General features: G+C 70.3%; 17 protein-coding genes. 8 read left to right on the forward strand and 9 right to left on the reverse strand.

The features are described from left to right. Together AOQ53_RS46940 and AOQ53_RS34605 are read right to left on the reverse strand one after the other, a co-directional pair. The coding region (locus AOQ53_RS46940) for a hypothetical protein (protein ID WP_236711916.1) at positions 1-206 on the reverse strand (206 nt) is incomplete at its 3' end. A gap of 128 nt (positions 207-334) precedes the next feature. Continuing rightward, positions 335-985 (reverse strand): DNA-3-methyladenine glycosylase, encoded by a 651-nt coding sequence (locus tag AOQ53_RS34605; protein WP_059423435.1) that lies wholly within the window; start codon positions 983-985, stop codon positions 335-337. Between the two features lie 145 nt (positions 986-1,130). On the opposite strand from AOQ53_RS34605, the gene AOQ53_RS34610 reads away from it, so the two are divergent. The 3 genes from AOQ53_RS34610 to AOQ53_RS34620 all read left to right on the forward strand — a co-directional run bounded on the left by AOQ53_RS34610 (position 1,131) and on the right by AOQ53_RS34620 (position 3,223). Then, positions 1,131-1,913, forward strand: coding sequence for a sporulation protein (locus AOQ53_RS34610; RefSeq protein WP_059423437.1), 783 nt, complete (start codon positions 1,131-1,133; stop codon positions 1,911-1,913). A 53-nt stretch (positions 1,914-1,966) separates the two neighbouring features. Then, a complete protein-coding gene (locus AOQ53_RS34615; protein ID WP_059423438.1) occupies positions 1,967-2,506 on the forward strand; it encodes a YbhB/YbcL family Raf kinase inhibitor-like protein in 540 nt (179 codons plus the stop codon). Positions 2,507-2,716: 210 nt separating this feature from the next. Beyond that, positions 2,717-3,223 (forward strand): HNH endonuclease, encoded by a 507-nt coding sequence (locus AOQ53_RS34620; protein ID WP_059423440.1) that lies wholly within the window; start codon positions 2,717-2,719, stop codon positions 3,221-3,223. A gap of 64 nt (positions 3,224-3,287) precedes the next feature. Here the strand turns inward: AOQ53_RS34620 and AOQ53_RS34625 are convergent, their stop codons facing one another. The 3 genes from AOQ53_RS34625 to AOQ53_RS34635 form a co-directional block, all read right to left on the reverse strand. After that, positions 3,288-4,247 (reverse strand): SPFH domain-containing protein, encoded by a 960-nt coding sequence (locus AOQ53_RS34625; RefSeq protein WP_059423441.1) that lies wholly within the window; start codon positions 4,245-4,247, stop codon positions 3,288-3,290. Between the two features lie 132 nt (positions 4,248-4,379). Continuing rightward, positions 4,380-4,811, reverse strand: a complete 432-nt coding sequence (locus tag AOQ53_RS34630; RefSeq protein WP_059423444.1) for an NfeD family protein — start codon at positions 4,809-4,811, stop codon at positions 4,380-4,382. 95 nt (positions 4,812-4,906) lie between these two features. After that, the gene (locus AOQ53_RS34635) at positions 4,907-5,704 is read right to left on the reverse strand and encodes an ABC transporter ATP-binding protein (RefSeq protein WP_059423446.1); all 798 of its coding nucleotides are present in this window, start codon (positions 5,702-5,704) and stop codon (positions 4,907-4,909) included. Between the two features lie 161 nt (positions 5,705-5,865). On the opposite strand from AOQ53_RS34635, the gene AOQ53_RS34640 reads away from it, so the two are divergent. Further along, positions 5,866-6,651 carry a hypothetical protein gene (locus AOQ53_RS34640; RefSeq protein WP_059423448.1) on the forward strand — a complete coding sequence of 262 codons (786 nt, stop codon included), beginning with the start codon at positions 5,866-5,868 and terminating at the stop codon, positions 6,649-6,651. A gap of 192 nt (positions 6,652-6,843) precedes the next feature. Here AOQ53_RS34640 and AOQ53_RS34645 read toward each other — a convergent pair whose 3' ends face one another. The 3 genes from AOQ53_RS34645 to AOQ53_RS34655 form a co-directional block, all read right to left on the reverse strand. After that, positions 6,844-7,086: a chaplin gene (locus AOQ53_RS34645; protein WP_059423450.1), complete on the reverse strand. Its 243-nt coding sequence runs from the start codon at positions 7,084-7,086 to the stop codon at positions 6,844-6,846. 156 nt (positions 7,087-7,242) lie between these two features. Continuing rightward, positions 7,243-7,884, reverse strand: coding sequence for a response regulator (locus AOQ53_RS34650; protein WP_059423452.1), 642 nt, complete (start codon positions 7,882-7,884; stop codon positions 7,243-7,245). Beyond that, the gene (locus AOQ53_RS34655; protein WP_059423454.1) at positions 7,877-9,055 is read right to left on the reverse strand and encodes a GAF domain-containing sensor histidine kinase; all 1,179 of its coding nucleotides are present in this window, start codon (positions 9,053-9,055) and stop codon (positions 7,877-7,879) included. Before AOQ53_RS34655 ends, AOQ53_RS34650 begins: the two co-directional genes overlap by 8 nt. Before the next feature lie 235 nt (positions 9,056-9,290). Here AOQ53_RS34655 and AOQ53_RS34660 point away from each other — a divergent pair, with 235 nt between their 5' ends. The 3 genes from AOQ53_RS34660 to AOQ53_RS34670 all read left to right on the forward strand — a co-directional run bounded on the left by AOQ53_RS34660 (position 9,291) and on the right by AOQ53_RS34670 (position 12,101). Further along, a complete protein-coding gene (locus AOQ53_RS34660; RefSeq protein WP_059423456.1) occupies positions 9,291-9,989 on the forward strand; it encodes an SDR family NAD(P)-dependent oxidoreductase in 699 nt (232 codons plus the stop codon). Then, entirely contained in the window at positions 9,986-11,029 is a 1,044-nt protein-coding gene (locus AOQ53_RS34665) for an S-adenosylmethionine:tRNA ribosyltransferase-isomerase (protein ID WP_059423458.1), read from the forward strand. Before AOQ53_RS34660 ends, AOQ53_RS34665 begins: the two co-directional genes overlap by 4 nt. 343 nt (positions 11,030-11,372) lie before the next feature. Further along, a complete protein-coding gene (locus tag AOQ53_RS34670) occupies positions 11,373-12,101 on the forward strand; it encodes a transglycosylase SLT domain-containing protein (RefSeq protein WP_059423459.1) in 729 nt (242 codons plus the stop codon). Between the two features lie 103 nt (positions 12,102-12,204). Here AOQ53_RS34670 and AOQ53_RS34675 read toward each other — a convergent pair whose 3' ends face one another. After that, a complete protein-coding gene (locus AOQ53_RS34675; protein WP_174523394.1) occupies positions 12,205-14,748 on the reverse strand; it encodes an ABC transporter ATP-binding protein/permease in 2,544 nt (847 codons plus the stop codon). Positions 14,749-14,991: 243 nt separating this feature from the next. On the opposite strand from AOQ53_RS34675, the gene AOQ53_RS34680 reads away from it, so the two are divergent. Next, a partial coding sequence (locus AOQ53_RS34680; RefSeq protein WP_059423462.1) for a streptophobe family protein occupies positions 14,992-16,404 on the forward strand: 1,413 nt, incomplete at its 3' end.

Consider the following 16,404-nt stretch of genomic DNA (forward strand, 5'->3'; position numbering starts at 1 on the left):
GTACTCACCCTCTCGGGCTTTCCTCCGGGCGCTTCCCTTCGGTCTTGCGTTTCCGACTCTATCAGATCCTTTTCTCGATCCGATTCCCTGTCGGCGGGATTTGCCGGGCGGCCTTGGCTTTCGCTCGTCGGCCTTTCGACATTCACTACGTTAACCGATTCGCCGTCCAACTCATAATCGAGTCCTTCGGCGCCGAATTCAGGCATGCGGGCATACCGAATTCGCCCCTGCTGAGGGGAGTCGTTAGGTAGTGGGTTGGCCGCTTCCGGCTGCTGGCGAATGCCGTACCCGGGTCAAGCGGCTCGGGCTACATTACGCATCCTGCGGGGACGCGTCAACTTCGGCGGCGCCTCGGGACATGCGCCCGATAGGGGCTCACCGTCGGGTCGTTGGCGATCCAGAAGCGCCAGGGGTGGACGTCGCCGTTGCCCCCGTCGCCCGCGACTCCGGTGCGTGGGCCGTTGCGTACCTGGTCACGGGGCACGGGCGTACCCGTGAGGACCCTCAGGGGTGTGGCATCGGAGGTGCAGGCGTCCGTGCCGTCCAGGGAGCGGTCCACGTCCAGAGCCGTGGCAAGACGGGCCGGGCCTTTGGCCAGTTCCTTGTCGTTGCGGGCCGAGAGTCGACGGGTGCGGGCCAACTCGGCGCCCTCGATGATCTCGCCGGCGCGGAGCAGGACCGCGCTCGCCTTGCCTTCGGGGCCGCACACCAGGTTCATGCAGAACCACATGCCGTACGTGAAGTAGACGTAGACGTGCCCGGGGGGACCGAACATCACGCCGTTGCGGGCCGTGCGGCCGCGATAGGCGTGGGCGCCGGGGTCGTCGGCACCGTCGTAGGCCTCGACCTCCGTCAGGCGGAGGGCGATCGGACCGTCCGGGGTGGTGCGTACCAGGATGCGGCCGAGGAGGTCGGGGGCGACATCGAGGACGGGCCGGTCGAAAAACTCCCTGGACAGGGGCGTACGGTCGGGGGTCGCGATCATGCCCTCCGAGGGTACTGGAGACGGGTGGTGCGGCGGGGTGGCCTCAGGGCGCCGGCCTTGCCAGGGTGAGGGCATGGAACCGGCCACGGCCGGATCGCGTTTGTATGGATCAAGGATCCACCCGTAGTGGGCGAGAGGGAGAGACATGGCGTTCAAGAAGCTGCTCGCGAGCCTGGGGGCCGGCGGGGCTTCCGTCGAGACGGTGCTGCACGAGGTCAACGTCGTGCCGGGCGGTGTCGTCCAGGGTGAGGTGCGGATTCAGGGCGGGTCCGTGAACCAGCAGATCGAGGGGCTCTCGGTCGGGCTCCAGGCCAAGGTCGAGGTGGAGAGCGGCGACCAGGAGTACAAGCAGGACATCGAGTTCACGAAGTCCCGGCTGGGCGGGGCGTTCGAGCTTCAGGCGAACGCCGTGCACGCGGTGCAGTTCGGGCTGGAGATTCCGTGGGAGACGCCGATCACGACGATCGACGGGCAGGAGCTGCGCTCGATGCACATCGGGGTCTCCACGGAGCTGGAGATCGCGCGGGCGGTGGACTCCGGTGACCTGGACCCGATCAACGTGCACCCGCTGCCGGCGCAGAAGGCGATCCTGGACGCGTTCATCCAGCTTGGCTTCCGGTTCAAGAACGCGGACATGGAGCGCGGTGTCATCCGGGGTACGCGGCAGAAGCTGCCGTTCTACCAGGAGATCGAGTTCTACCCGCCGCAGCAGTACCGAGGGCTGAACCAGGTGGAGCTGAGCTTCGTGGCCGACGAGCACGCCATGGACGTGGTGCTCGAGATGGACAAGAGGCCGGGTCTGTTCAGCGAGGGCAGCGACACCTTCCGCTCGTTCCAGGTGGGGCTCAACGACTACCAGGGGACCGACTGGACGGCGTACCTCAACCAGTGGCTCTCCGAGGTCGGCAGCAAGCGCAACTGGTTCTAGGAGAGGGCCTAGGCTCGGGACCAACTGCAAGAACCGATCCAGGAGGTACCGAGGTGACCGAGCTCAAGCGGCGGCCGCTCCCCCACGACTTCCATCCGCCCGTGCCGTCGTTCACGGTGACGAGCAAGGAAATCGTGGAGGGTGCGACGCTCCAGGACGCTCAGGTCCACGCGGCCGGCAACACCTCGCCGCAGCTGCGGTGGGAGGGCTTCCCGCCCGAGACCAGGAGCTTCGCCGTGACCTGCTACGACCCCGATGCCCCGACGGGCAGCGGGTTCTGGCACTGGGTGCTGTTCGACATCCCGGCGTCGGTGACCGAGCTGCCGGCGGGCGCGGGCAGCGGCACGTTCGAGGGCCTGCCCGAGGGTGCGATCCACGCTCGCAACGACTACGGCGGCAAGGAGTTCGGCGGTGCCGCGCCGCCGCCCGGGGACGGGCCGCACCGGTACGTGTTCACGGTGTACGCCGTGGACCAGGAGAAGCTCGGTCCGGACGCGGAGGCTTCGCCGGCCGTCGTGGGCTTCAACCTGCGGTTCCACACGATCGGGCGGGCCCAGCTGATCGGTGAGTACGAGGTGCCCGCCGAAGGCTGAGTGAGCCGCCCTGCGATCCCGGCGTTCACGGAACGTTTGCCCGCTCCTGGTCTTGGAATTGATCAGGAGCGGGCATTTTTGTTGCCGGGGGTCGCGGGGGTCACCCCCCGTGAGAGCAGCAGATATTGCGTTGTCCATCTCGGCGTGCCCGGCCAGAGTTGATCCCAGCCCGCCAGGGGGTGGGCCGGTGCACACGGGAGGTGGGCTGGTATGCGGGACACGCTGGTACTCAACGCGAGCTTCGAGCCGCTGTCGACGGTGACGCTTAACCGAGCCGTCGTTCTGGTGCTTCAGGACAAGGCCGTCGTCGAGCAGGCCCACCCCGAACTGCGGATGCGGGGAGCCGCGGTCGACATACCGGCGCCCCGGGTGATCAGGCTCTGCCAGTACGTACGGGTGCCCTTCCGAAGACGAGCGCCGTGGTCGAGGCGGGGTGTGCTGGTCCGGGACCGGCACCGGTGCGCGTACTGCGGGAGGCGGGCGACGACCGTCGACCACGTGGTACCGAGGTCGCAGGGCGGTCAGGACACCTGGCTGAACACCGTGGCCTCGTGCGCGCAGGACAACCACCGCAAGGCGAACCGGACTCCGGAGGAGGCGGGGATGCCGCTGCTGCGGCATCCGTTCGAGCCGACTCCGGCGGACGCGATGCTGCTGGCGCTGGGGCAGGACGACTTCGACGCGCTGCCGGTGTGGCTGGCCCAGCCTGCGGCCTAGCCTGGCCGTCGTATGAAGGGGCCCGCTTCCTCTGTGGGAAGCGGGCCCCTTCATACGTGCCGGGTCAGTCGAGGGACGGCTTCTCGCGGCGTTCCTGGGCGGGGACGCCGCCTCCGGACGCGCCTGAGTTGCCGCCGGAACCGCCGCCCATGCCACCGAAGTTGCCCATGGCGCCGGAGAGGCCCTTGAGGGCGTCGCCGATCTCGCTGGGGACGATCCAGAGCTTGTTGGCGTCGCCTTCGGCGATCTTGGGGAGCATCTGGAGGTACTGGTAGGAGAGCAGCTTCTGGTCCGGGTCGCCGGCGTGGATGGCCTCGAAGACCGTACGGACGGCCTGTGCCTCGCCCTCGGCGCGCAGGGCGGCCGCCTTGGCCTCACCTTCGGCACGCAGGATCTGGGACTGCTTCTCGCCTTCGGCGCGCAGGATCTCGGACTGCCGGACACCTTCGGCCTGGAGGATGGCGGCGCGCTTGTCGCGGTCGGCGCGCATCTGCTTCTCCATCGAGTCCTGGATGGAGGTGGGCGGCTCGATCGCCTTGAGTTCGACGCGGTTGACGCGGATGCCCCACTTGCCGGTGGCCTCGTCGAGGACGCCGCGCAGGGCCGCGTTGATCTCCTCGCGGGAGGTCAGGGTCCGCTCCAGGTCCATGCCACCGATGATGTTGCGGAGCGTGGTGACGGTGAGCTGCTCGATCGCCTGGATGTAGCTGGCGACTTCGTACGTCGCGGCGCGGGCGTCGGTCACCTGGTAGTAGATGACGGTGTCGATGTTGACGACCAGGTTGTCCTGGGTGATCACCGGCTGCGGCGGGAACGGGACGACCTGTTCGCGCAGGTCGATGCGGTTGCGGATGGTGTCGATGAACGGGACGACGATGTTGAGGCCGGCGTTCAGTGTCCGCGTGTAGCGGCCGAAGCGCTCGACGATGGCCGCACTGGCCTGTGGGATGACTTGGATCGTCTTGATCAGGGCGATGAAGACCAACACCACCAGAATGATCAGGACGATGATGACCGGTTCCATCGTCGTTCCCCGTATCCCTTCTCCGCTTCGGCGCCTTCGGCAGATCTTATGGTTGTCGAAGATCTTGCTGGTCGAGTCTGTCAGACCGTCGCGTAGCTGGCGAGGAGTTCACCCCAGTTACGTCCTGCGAGGTCACATGACGATCGCGGTGGCTCCTTCGATGTCCACGACGTCCACTTCCTGGCCTGCTTCGTAGGCGCGGTCGGTATCGAGGGCGCGGGCCGACCAGACCTCTCCGGCCAGTTTGATCCGGCCGCCGGAGGCGTCGACACGTTCCAGGACGACGGCTTGTCTGCCCTTCAGCGCGTCGACGCCGGTGGCGAGTTGGGGTCGCTGGGCGCGGTGTCGGTTCGCGATGGGCCGTACGACGGCGATGCCCGCGGTCGAGATGACGGCGAAGACGACGACTTGGGCGACGGCTCCGCCGCCGAAGACGCCGCTGACCACCGCGGCGCCGATGGCGCCCACCGCGAGCATGGCGAGTTCGGGCATCGCGGTGACCACGAGCGCGATGCCGAGCGCTGTCGCGCCGATCAGCCACCACAGCCATGCGTCGATTTCCACATGGTCATGGTAGGTCCGACGGCCCTGTCGCCGACAGGGCGCCCGGGGTGTGAAATGCCGTTCTTACTTTGGGACTTGCGGGGCGAGGGGCCGGGTCAGGACAGCGGGAGGCCCTGTGCCGTCCAGCGCTCGCCCGCCTGTTCGACAACGAGCGGGAGGCCGAAGCAGAGGGAGAGGTTGCGGGAGGTGAGTTCGAGCTCCAGCGGGCCGGCGGCCAGCACCTTGCCCTGGCGGATCATGAGGACGTGTGTGAAGCCCGGGGGGATCTCCTCGACGTGGTGGGTGACCATGAGCATCGAGGGGGCGATCGGGTCGCGGGCGAGACGTCCGAGGCGGCGGACGAGGTCCTCGCGGCCGCCGAGGTCGAGGCCGGCGGCAGGCTCGTCGAGGAGCAGCAGTTCGGGGTCGGTCATCAGGGCGCGGGCGATGAGGGTGCGCTTGCGCTCGCCCTCGGAGAGCGTGCCGAACTTGCGCTCCAGGTACTCGCTCATGCCGAGGCGGTCGAGGAACGCGCGGGCGCGCTGTTCGTCGATCTCCTCGTAGTCCTCGTGCCAGGTGGCGGTCATGCCGTACGCGGCGGTCAGCACCGTCTCCAGGACCGTCTGGCGCTTGGGCAGCTTGTCGGCCATGGCGATGCCGGCCATGCCGATGCGCGGGCGCAGCTCGAAGACGTCGGTGCCGGGCCTGCCGAGGGTCTCGCCGAGGATGGCGGCGGTGCCCGAGCTGGGGAAGAGGTAGGTGGAAGCGAGGTTGAGGAGGGTGGTCTTGCCGGCGCCGTTCGGGCCCAGGATGACCCAGCGCTCGCCCTCCTTGACCGACCAGGAGACCTGGTCCACCAGAGCCCGGCCCTCGCGGACCACAGATACGTCCTGAAGCTCCAGAACATCGCTCATGAGCGCGTTGTCTCCCCTTGCAGTGTGGCCGGTCTCGGCTGTCGCGTACGCCTGTGGCTCGGTCCGCCGCGCCGGTGGGCGCAGCCCTCCATGAAATCTACGCCACCGGTCGGCCCGGACATTCCCTCGGTCCGGTCCTTGGAGGGTCCTAGGGTGGGGACATGCTCACGGAACCACGCGCTGGACGTCTCGCTGCATGGGGAAATGCCCTTTTGGCCGGACTTGTCTCACCGGATGACGCCGTGCTCGCCATCGTCGGCGAGGACGCGGTGCACCGAGTGGAGGGACTGGCGGGAGAGTCGGGCCAGGTCGGGCTGACGCTCGCACTGGGGCGGCTGCGCACGCTCGGGGTGACCGGGCTGCGGGTGGCGCTGCCCGCGCCGGGGCATCCGCTGGGGCTGAGCGGGCCGCCGGAGTTCAACGCGCGGGCGCTGGAGGCCGAGGAGGCCGTGGTCTGTTACGGGGCCGCCTTGGGCTTGGTGCCGGACGTGTACGAAGCCGGGCCCGAGGGTGTGCAGGTCGAGGTGGTGTGGCATGTGCTGCCCGTGCGGGAGGCGCCGCCTGCGGATGTGCCGTCGCTGGGTGAGGCGGAGCGGGAGCTCGCGGAGGCCCTCCGGGAGGCGACCGAGGTGCTGACGCGGCTGGACGTGGCCGGGTCGGGGCCGGTGGCGGAGGCGGCGGTCGACGCGTATCGGGCGCGGGCCGAGCGGGGGCGGGAGGTGCTGGCGCCGGGGTATCCGTCGCGGGCGGTGCGGGTGCTGGAGTTGGCGCAGCGGGTGGGGACGCTCATCGCTGTGGCCACGGAGAGTGGGCCCGGGGGTGCGGTGAGTGCGTCTGAGATCTCTGCGCGGCGGGAGGCTTTGCGGCCGGTGGAGCGGACGGCTCGGCGGGCGCAGGTCGCTGCGTACAACTCCGTCGTGGAGGAGCGGGAGCGGGGGGTGCGGTGACTGGAGGGTTTCTGGCGCTCGGCGTTGGCGCTGAGGGCGGGTGGGTGCGCAGCCCGGCGCTGCGGGGTGCCGCTGCGCCCACCCGTGCCGCCCACAGCGGCACGACTGCCCGCAGCTAAGCAGACCAGACCGGCCTCCCAGGCGTTGCCGGGAGGCCGGTGCCACCTCCGGCTCGGAGACGGAGGTGGGGCGTCAGTGGTTGACGGCGTGGTTGCCGAAGGCGGGGTTCAGGACGCCCACGACGTTCACGCTGTTGCCGGACACGTTGACCGGGACGTGCACCGGAGCCTGGACGACGTTGCCCGAGCCGACGCCCGGGGAGCCCACGGCCTGGCCGTCGGCGTGCGCGCTGGTGGCGGAGGCGATGCCCGCGCCCGCGGCCAGCAGGCCACCGGTCACCATCGTCACGGCAGCGGCCTTCTTCAGGTTCTTCATTTCTGAGCCCTCCTTGCGATTGCCGCGGCAGGCGCCGCAGCACGCACTGGAGAACGGTGGAGATCCACCGAGGATGCGCCATATGGGGGACATTCCCACGACGGTATGAATCTCAGTCCGGAACGGAACCCTCCGTGTTGCCGTGGGATGAGCGTGTCAGCCGGTCACGCCATGGCGAACGGCCCACAAAGCGGCCTGCGTTCGGTCGGACAGGTCGAGTTTCATCAGGATGTTCGAGACGTGGGTCTTTACGGTCTTCTCCGAGAGGACGAGGGCGCGGGCGATCTCCCGGTTGGAGCGGCCGTCCGCTATCAGGCCGAGCACCTCGCGCTCCCGCTCGGTGAGCGAACCGGCCCGCCCTGGACCCGAGTTGGCCTCCTCCTGGGACAGCAGGGCATCGGCGACCTCCGGCTGGAGGAGGATGTGCCCGGCGTGGACGGAGCGGATGGCTCCGGCGAGGGCGTCGGGGTCGACGTCCTTGTAGACGTAGCCGGCGGCGCCCGTGCGCAGGGCCGGAACGACCGTGCGCTGCTCGGTGAAGCTGGTGACGATCAGCACGCGCGCGGGGTTGTCCAGTTCACGGAGTCTGCGCAGGGCGTCGACGCCGTCCATGCCCGGCATCTTGACGTCCATGAGGATGACGTCGGGCCGCAACTCCTCCGCGCGGTCGACTCCTTCGGCGCCGTCCGCCGCCTCGCCGACGACCTCGATGTCGTCCTGTACCTCCAGGAACGTGCGCAGGCCCCGGCGGACGACCTGGTGGTCGTCGACGAGCAGCACCTTGATTGCGTCAGCCACCGGGTACCTCCATCTCGATCGTGGTGCCCTTGCCGGGCGCCGATTCCACGGTCAGCGCGCCGCCTGCCCCGCTCGCCCGGTCCCGCATCGAGACCAGGCCCAGATGGCGCCCCGCGCGGCGGACCGCCATCGGGTCGAAGCCGCTGCCGTCGTCCGTGACCCGCAGGACGGCTCCGCCGCCGTGACGGTCCAGGGTCACGTCGACGTGGTCGGCGCCGGAGTGGCGCAGGGCGTTGTGCAGGGCCTCCTGGGCGACGCGCAGGACGGCCTCCTCCTGGGAGGCGGGCAGGGCCTTCACACCGCGGGCGGTGAAGGTGACGCGGGCGGATTGGGCGCGGTCGAGGACCTGGACCTGCGTCCGGAGGGTGGCCACGAGGCCATCCTCGTCGAGGGCGGCGGGACGCAACTCGACGACGGCGGAGCGCAGTTCGTCGGCGGCCTCGGCGGCGAGGGCCGCCACCTGCTGGAGTTCGCCCTTGGCGCGGGAGGGGTCCCGGTCCACCAGGCGGGCGGCGGCCTGGGCGGTCAGGCGGAGGGAGAAGAGCTTCTGGCTGACCGCGTCGTGCAGTTCGTGGGCGAGGCGGGAGCGTTCCTCGGCGATGGTGAGTTCGCGGCTGCGTTCGTAGAGGCGGGCGTTGGTGAGGGCGATCGCCGCGTGCTGGGCGAGGATGCCGAGCAGTTCCTCGTCGTCCTCGGTGAAGCCGCAACTGCCTTCGGGCTTCGGGCACGGTGGGTGTGGGGGGTGTTCCCCCACAGGACGCAGCTTGTTGGCGAGGAAGAGTGCGCCGATGACCTCGTCGCCGTCGCGGATGGGCAGGCCCAGGAAGTCGACCAGGTCGGGATGGGCGCTCGGCCAGCCCTCGAAGCGGGGGTCCTTGCGGACGTCGGCGAGGCGCTCGGCCCTGGCCTCGTGGAGCATCGCGGCCAGGATGCCGTGCTGGCGCGGGAGCGGGCCGATGGCCTTCCACTGCTCCTCACTGACGCCGTCGACCACGAACTGGGCGAAGCCGCCGTGGTCGTCCGGGACGCCGAGCGCGGCGTACTGCGCGTCGAGCAGCTCGCGGGCCGAGGCGACGATCGTCTTGAGGACGTCGCGCACCTCGAGATGCCTGCTCATGGCCAGCAACGCGGAGCTCACCGCGGCGAGGCCGGACCGGGGACCGTGACTCATGTCCTCACGGTACCGGCGGGTTGTGACAGCGCGGATCGGACCGCCGGCGGCGGGCGCCCGGTCCGATGGGCCTAGGTCCCGGGGCCGAGGGGGCCGGAAGGCGTGGCGTATGACCGGGGCGCCGGGCCGGGGGCGTAGGACGAAGGGACCCGGTGGTCTGCGGCCCGCGTCCGAGGCGGTCCGGGCGGCCCCGTTCCTACGGTGAGGGCACACGATCACGACGAGGGAGCGGATCATGCCGGTTGCGATCATCACCGGGGCCTCGAAGGGGCTGGGCCGGGCGCTGGCGGAGGCCCTGGCCGGGCGGGGCTGGGATCTGGTGCTCGACGCCCGGGGCGCGGAGGCCCTGAGGGACGCGGCAGAGGCCGTCTCCGCGCACGGCACGCGCGTGGCCGCCCTGCCCGGGGACGTCGCGGACGCCGCGCACCGTGCGGCACTGGTGTCGGCGGCGTGGCGGCTCGGCGGCGTCGACCTGCTGGTGCACAACGCGAGCGCGCTGGGCGCCGAGCCGCTGGTGCGGCTGGAGGAGCTGCCCCTGGAGGGACTGCGGCGGGCGCTGGAGGTGAACCTGGTGGCGGGGCTGGGCCTGGTCCAGGAGGCGCTGCCGCTGCTGCGGGCCTCGCGGGCGGGCACCGTCATCGCGGTCAGTTCGGACGCGGCCGCCGAGGCGTACGAGACCTGGGGCGGTTATGGGGCGTCCAAGTCGGCGCTGGACCACCTGATGGCGGTGCTCGCCGTGGAGGAGCCGGGGCTGCGGGTCTGGGCGGTGGATCCCGGGGACATGGCCACGGACCTGTATGCGGCGGCCGTACCGGACGATCACGATCCGCGGCCGGAGCCGGCGACTGTGGTGCCGGGGTTCCTACGGCTGCTGGACGAGCGGCCGGTGAGCGGGCGGTACGGGGCTCGGGCTCTGCTGGACGGGGTCCGATGACGCCGGCCCTGCGGGTACCGGCGGAGTTGTCGGCCCGGGTGCCGGTCGAGCAGCGCGGGCCCGGGGTGGACCGGGACGTCGTGCGGATGCTGGTGTCCCGGGGTGTCGAGGTGGCCCATCACACGTTCACGGAGCTGCCGCGGCTGCTGCGGGCCGGGGATCTGCTCGTGGTCAACACCTCGGCCACGCTGGCGGCGGCCGTGGACGGGTGGATCGGGCACGCGCGCGTGGTGGTGCATTTCTCCACGCGCGGCGACGACGGCCGCTGGGCGGTGGAGCTGCGGGAGCCGGATGGGCGGGGCACCACGCGCGCGCGTGCGGGAGGGCCCGTGGGTACGGAGGTGTGCCTGCCCGGGGGTGTGCGGCTGGTTCTGGACCAGCCGCTGAGTGGGCGGAGCGAGCGACTGTGGTGGTCCCGGGTGTCCGGGCCCGGGGTGCCGGGGCTGCTGCGGGAGCACGGGCGGCCCATTCGCTACGCCTACACGGAGCGGGACCAGCCGCTGTCCGTCTACCAGACGGTGTTCGCGGTGCCGTCTGCGGACGGGGCGGGGAGTGCGGAGATGCCGAGTGCGGCGCGGCCCTTCACGGCGCGGCTGGTGACGGAGCTGGTGAGCCGGGGGGTGCAGTTCGCGCCGGTCACGCTGCACGCGGGCGTGGCGTCGGCGGAGGCGCACGAGCCGCCGTATCCGGAGCGCTTCGTGGTGCCCGAGGCGTCGGCGCGGCTGATCAACGCCGCGAAGGCCGGTGGAGGCCGGGTCGTGGCGGTCGGGACGACGGCGGTGCGGGCCGTGGAGTCGGCGGTGGGCGGCGACGGGGTCGTACACGGGCGTGCGGGGTGGACGGATCTCGTCGTCACACCGGAGCGCGGGGTGCGGGTGGTGGACGGGCTGCTGACCGGGCTGCACGAGCCGGAGGCCTCGCATCTGCTGATGCTGGAGGCGGTCGCGGGGCGGGAGGCGATCGAGCGTGGCTACGGGGCTGCGTTCCAGGGCCGCTACCTGTGGCACGAGTTCGGGGACGTGCACCTCGTCCTGCCGTGAAAGGCCCCTCACACAGAGCATCGCTTGTGCAACGCGTGGTGAGAACGCACGCCGCCAGGTGTGAGCCCGCGCATAGGACGCACGTCACGTACGAAAGGGCGTAGGAGACAAACCCCCACCTTTTGAGCGGCGTATACATTCCAATCTGCACCGATTTGCCCCTCCCTGATCCACTATCGGGCATCGTACGTCACACCTTTGCCACGCCATTTTGCGGCCGCTAAGAATTGCTGGCGTCGCTCAGCGCCGTGGGTTCTCCCCCGCGGCGTTCGTGTCGGAAACACACCCGTCCAACGCCGGACGCCGAGCGACTCCCGCGCTATTCGAAGAGGTCCACACCACCATGCCCAAGAACATCTTCAGCCGTGGCCGTAGTCGTACCCTGACCCGTCACCACAAGATCGCCATGGCGGGTGTCGCCACCCTCGGCGCCGCCGCCATCGGTCTCTCCGCGGTGCCGAGCGGTGCGTCGACCAAGACCACGACCGAGGCCGCTCAGCCGGCTGCGGTGGCGTTCAGCACCGAGCAGATCAAGGACGTCAAGGCCAGCGTCACCGACCAGATGGCCAGTGCCACGGTGAAGGCGGAGCAGATCGCGGCGAAGAAGAAGGCCGACGCCGCTGCCGCCGCCAAGAAGAAGGCCGCCGCCGAGGCGGCGAAGAAGAAGGCCGAGGCCGCGCGCAAGGCCAAGGAGGCCGCGAGCCGGGACGCCAAGCGCGCCCAGGTCAAGAAGGCCGCCGCCAAGAGCTACCCGAACAATCTCGACGGCTGGATCCGCGAGTCGCTCGACGTCATGAAGAAGCACGGCATCCCCGGCTCCTACGACGGCATCAAGCGCAACATCATCCGGGAGTCCTCGGGTAACCCGAAGGCGATCAACAACTGGGACATCAACGCCATCAACGGCGTCCCGTCGAAGGGCCTGCTCCAGGTCATCCCGCCGACCTTCAAGGCCTACCACGTCCCCGGCACCTCCTGGGACATCTACAACCCGGTCGCCAACATCACCGCCGCCTGCAACTACGCGGCCGACAAGTACGGCTCCATGGACAACGTCTTCGGCGCGTACTGAGGCTGGCGCGGACCTCTGCTCTCAGAACGAACGCCGAAGGGCGGCACTCTCCTGACGGAGTGCCGCCCTTCGGGCGTCGTGAAGTGTGACTGCCTGCGCACGACTACTTGCGCATGACCTCGGGCTCGTGGCGGCGCAGGAAGCGGGCCACGAAGAAGCCGCAGATCACGCCGAGGGCGAGGAGCGCGCCCATGTCCATGGCCCAGGCCCCGACCGTGTGCTCCCACAGCGGGTCGGTGTCGCCGGCCGTCTCGGGCGGGCTGATCTTGTTGAAGTCCAGCGTGGCACCGGAGGCGGCGACCGCCCAGCGCGACGGCATCAGGAACGAGAACTGGTTGACGCCGATCGAGCCGTGCAGCGTGAACAGGCAGCCCGTGAAGACGACCTGGATGATCGCGAACATCACCAGCAGCGGCATGGTCTTCTCGGCGGTCTTGACCAGCGACGAGATGATCAGGCCGAACATCATCGAGGTGAAGCCCAGGGCCATGATCGGCACGGACAGCTCCAGCAGCGTGGCGCTGCCGAAGACCAGGCCCTCCTCGGGGATCTCCCGGCTGGAGAAGCCGATGACGCCGACCAGCAGCCCCTGGAGGACGGTGATCATGCCGAGCACGAACACCTTCGACATCAGGTACGCCGAGCGCGACAGGCCGGTCGCGCGCTCCCGCTCGTAGATGACCCGTTCCTTGATCAGCTCGCGGACCGAGTTCGCCGCGCCCGCGAAGCAGGCGCCGACCGCGAGGATCAGCAGGACCGTGGTGGCCGTGCCGTTCGGGATGATGCGGCCGGTCTGCGGGTCGGCCGGGTTGGGCAGCAGGCCCCGGTCCGCGTCGATGAGCAGGCTGACCGCGCCGAGCACGGCCGGCAGGATCACCATCAGGGCCAGGAAGCCCTTGTCGGACGCGATCACCGAGACGTAGCGCCGCACCAGCGTGACGAACTGGGACATCCAGCCCTGCGGCTTCGGCGGCTTCATCGCCTGCATGGGCGCGACCTGTACGGACTGCGGCGCCACCGCGTCGATGTCCGCGGCGTACATCTGGTAGTGCTGCGAGCCCTTCCAGCGGCCCGCCCAGTCGTAGTCGCGGTAGTTCTCGAAGGCGGAGAAGACATCGGCCCAGGTGTCGTAGCCGAAGAAGTTCAGCGCCTCCTCCGGCGGGCCGAAGTAGGCCACCGCGCCGCCGGGCGCCATCACCAGCAGCTTGTCGCAGAGCGCCAGCTCCGCCACGGAGTGGGTGACGACGAGGACCGTACGGCCGTCGTCCGCCAGGCCGCGCAGCAGCTGCATGACGTCGCGGTCCATGCCCGGGTCGAGGCCGGAGGTCGGCTCGTCCAGGAAGATCAGCGACGGCTTGGTGAGCAGCTCCAGGGCCACGGAGACGCGCTTGCGCTGGCCACCGGAGAGGGAGGTGACCTTCTTCTCCTTGTGGATGTCCAGCTTCAGCTCACGCAGCACCTCGTCGATACGGGCGTCGCGCTCGGCGGCTGTGGTGTCGGCCGGGAAGCGCAGCTTGGCCGCGTACTTGAGGGCCTTCTTGACGGTCAGTTCCTTGTGCAGGATGTCGTCCTGCGGGACCAGGCCGATGCGCTGGCGCAGCTCGGCGAACTGCTTGTAGAGGTTGCGGTTGTCGTAGAGGACCTCGCCCTGGTCGGCCGGGCGGTAGCCGGTGAGCGCCTTGAGCAGGGTGGACTTGCCGGATCCGGACGGGCCGATGACCGCGATCAGCGACTTCTCCGGGACGCCGAAGGAGACGTCCTTGAGGATCTGCTTGCCGCCGTCGACCGTGACGGTCAGGTGGCGGGCGGAGAAGGACACCTCACCGGTGTCGACGAACTCCTCGAGCCGGTCGCCGACGATCCGGAACGTCGAGTGGCCGACGCCGACGACGTCGGCCGGGCCGAGCAGTTGTGTGCCGCCCTTGGGGATCGGCTGGCCGTTGACGTACGTGCCGTTGTGCGAGCCCAGGTCGCGGATCTCCATACGGCCGTCGGGCGTCGAGTGGAACTCGGCGTGGTGCCGGGAGACCTGGAGGTCGGAGACGACCAGCTCGTTCTCCAGGGCACGGCCGATGCGCATCACGCGGCCGAGGGAGAACTGGTGGAACGTGGTCGGGCTGCGGTCGCCGTAGACCGGCGGCGCCCCCGCGACGCCGCCGGGGCTCTGCTGCTGCGGGATGTGTGCCGCGGGCTGCTGCTGTGGCTGCTGCCAGCCGGCCTGGGCCTGCTGCTGCGGGGCCTGGGGCTGCTGGTGCGGGGCCTGCTGGGCGGGTGCCTGCTGGGCCCAGCCCGGGTTCGCGCCCTGCGCGGCGTACGGCTGCTGGGGCTGAGCCTGCGGCGTGGCGACGGAGGCGGCGGCGCCGGCAAGGTTCAGGCGCGGCCCGTCGGTCGCGTTGCCCAGGTGCACAGCTGAACCGGGGCCGAGTTCCATGTGATGGATCCGCTGCCCCTGCACGAACGTGCCGTTGGTGCTGCCATGGTCCTCGATGACCCAACTGCGGCCGTTGAAGCTGACCGTGGCGTGACGCCAGGAGACCCTGGCGTCGTCGAAGACGACGTCCCCCTGCGGATCACGTCCGAGGGTGTATGCCCTGGACGGATCGAGCGTCCAGGTACGTCCGTTTGATTCCAGTACGAGTTCCGGCACTCCATGCCCCACTGAGTTGTCCCCCGAGTTACCCCCGACATGGGGAGTCTAGGGATGTCGAACATCGGGAGGAACTATTTCAGTAGCGGCCGCCTGACCGAAAGTCGGGCCTTGTGAAGACCGCGTTCGGACGCATCAGCCGTTTCCGTTGACGGGGTTGAAAACGGGCCGGAGAGTGGTATTTCGACGCGAGGGGGGGCATGCGCGGTACTCCCCGCCGCGCAGCGGATCGGGGGGTCTGCCATGGGTGCCGGTACAGGTGTCGGGACGGCGAGGGACGGTACGCGCGTGCCGTGGGGGGACGTGCTGATGTCCGCGGTCGCCGCCGTGAGCTGGGCGTTGGTCGGAATGGCGGGTACGGCGGCGCTGGGTCTGCGGCTGCTGGAGGCGGACGCGGCGGGCTCGTTGGGGCCGATGACCGCGGCGGTGGTGGCCCTTGGGGTGGGTGGTTCGCTCACGCCGTCCGGTGATGTGTCGGCGTTCGGCCTCACGGGCGCTGAGGCGGACACTGCCATCGAGATCACGCCACTGGGGGTGAGCCTGGTCGGGGCGTTGCTGCTGTCGTACTTCTTCCTGAGGTCCTTGCGCGCGGCGGGAGTTGTGATATCGCCGTCCGAACTCCTCGCGCGTGCGGGTGCGGTGGTCGCGCTGTTCGTGGCGATGCTGGGCGGGCTGGCCTGGGCGGGTCACGACGTCATCACGATCGACGGCGGCGCGCTGGGCCTGGGCGACCTGACGGGCGAGGGCGGTGGAGGGGGAGACGGCCTGGAGATTCCCGGGCTGGGGGACATCGGGGGGCTGCTGCCGGACCGGCTCGGCGACCTGGTCGACGCGCAAGCGGCGGTCGGTTTCACGGTCGACGCCGCGCCCACGCTGTTCGGCGGACTCGGCTGGTCGGCCGGGATCCTGCTCATCGCCCTGCTGGCCTCGCGCCGCACGCCGCTGCCGCGGGGCTGGGAAGCCGTGCACCGGATCGTACGGCCCGCCGTTTCCGCGGTGGTGACCGTGCTGCTGGTGGCGGTGGCGGCGGGGCTCGCGGCGGCGGCGTACGCGGCGACCGGCGACGACCATCCCCGCCGCATCGTCGGCGCGGCACTGCTCGGGGCTCCGAACGGGGTGTGGCTGGGCGTCCCGCTCGGCCTGCTCGTGCCGTGGGACGGTCGGGCCACGGGTGAACTGACCCGCCTCCTGCCGGGCCCGCTGGACGACCTGCTCGCGGTCCGCTCCGACCAGCCCCTGACGCTGGGGCGGCTCGCCGAGGTGGACGGGCGGGTGTGGCTGCTGGGGGTGGCGGCGGCGTTGACGATGCTGCTGGCGGGGGTGCTGACGGCGGTGCGGACACCGGTGGGGGGCGTGTCAGGAGGGCCTGGGGATGTACGGGGTTCGGGTGCCCTCGGTTTCGCGGGGCGGTGTGCGCTGGGGCTGGGGGTCGCGACCGCGTTGTCCCTGCCGTTGCTCGTCCGGCTGACGGACGTGTCCGTGACGGCCTCCCTGTCCGTGCTCGGCTTCGACGCGTTCGGCGCGGGCATCGAGTTGCACGGGCACCTCGGCATGGCCCTGCTGCTGGGCGCGGTGTGGGGTGCGGTGGCCGGGGCGGTGGGGGCGTTGCTCGCGTGGGCGAGCGGGGCCGCGGGGCGGTGGGCGACGGCTTTGGCT

The sequence above is a fragment of the Streptomyces azureus genome (assembly GCF_001270025.1).
In the GTDB taxonomy this organism is placed as follows: Bacteria; Actinomycetota; Actinomycetes; order Streptomycetales; family Streptomycetaceae; genus Streptomyces; species Streptomyces azureus.

Excerpts from the sequence above, each read along its gene's own strand:
- AOQ53_RS34625 (WP_059423441.1), bottom strand. The coding sequence starts at position 4,247 with ATGGAACCGGTCATCATCGTCCTGATCATTCTGGTGGTGTTGGTCTTC.
- AOQ53_RS34640 (WP_059423448.1), top strand. The coding sequence starts at position 5,866 with ATGCTCACGGAACCACGCGCTGGACGTCTCGCTGCATGGGGAAATGCC.
- AOQ53_RS34655 (WP_059423454.1), bottom strand. The coding sequence starts at position 9,055 with ATGAGTCACGGTCCCCGGTCCGGCCTCGCCGCGGTGAGCTCCGCGTTG.
- AOQ53_RS34645 (WP_059423450.1), bottom strand. The coding sequence starts at position 7,086 with ATGAAGAACCTGAAGAAGGCCGCTGCCGTGACGATGGTGACCGGTGGC.
- AOQ53_RS34665 (WP_059423458.1), top strand. The coding sequence starts at position 9,986 with ATGACGCCGGCCCTGCGGGTACCGGCGGAGTTGTCGGCCCGGGTGCCG.
- AOQ53_RS34620 (WP_059423440.1), top strand. The coding sequence starts at position 2,717 with ATGCGGGACACGCTGGTACTCAACGCGAGCTTCGAGCCGCTGTCGACG.
- AOQ53_RS34635 (WP_059423446.1), bottom strand. The coding sequence starts at position 5,704 with ATGAGCGATGTTCTGGAGCTTCAGGACGTATCTGTGGTCCGCGAGGGC.
- AOQ53_RS34610 (WP_059423437.1), top strand. The coding sequence starts at position 1,131 with ATGGCGTTCAAGAAGCTGCTCGCGAGCCTGGGGGCCGGCGGGGCTTCC.
- AOQ53_RS34605 (WP_059423435.1), bottom strand. The coding sequence starts at position 985 with ATGATCGCGACCCCCGACCGTACGCCCCTGTCCAGGGAGTTTTTCGAC.
- AOQ53_RS34660 (WP_059423456.1), top strand. The coding sequence starts at position 9,291 with ATGCCGGTTGCGATCATCACCGGGGCCTCGAAGGGGCTGGGCCGGGCG.
- AOQ53_RS34670 (WP_059423459.1), top strand. The coding sequence starts at position 11,373 with ATGCCCAAGAACATCTTCAGCCGTGGCCGTAGTCGTACCCTGACCCGT.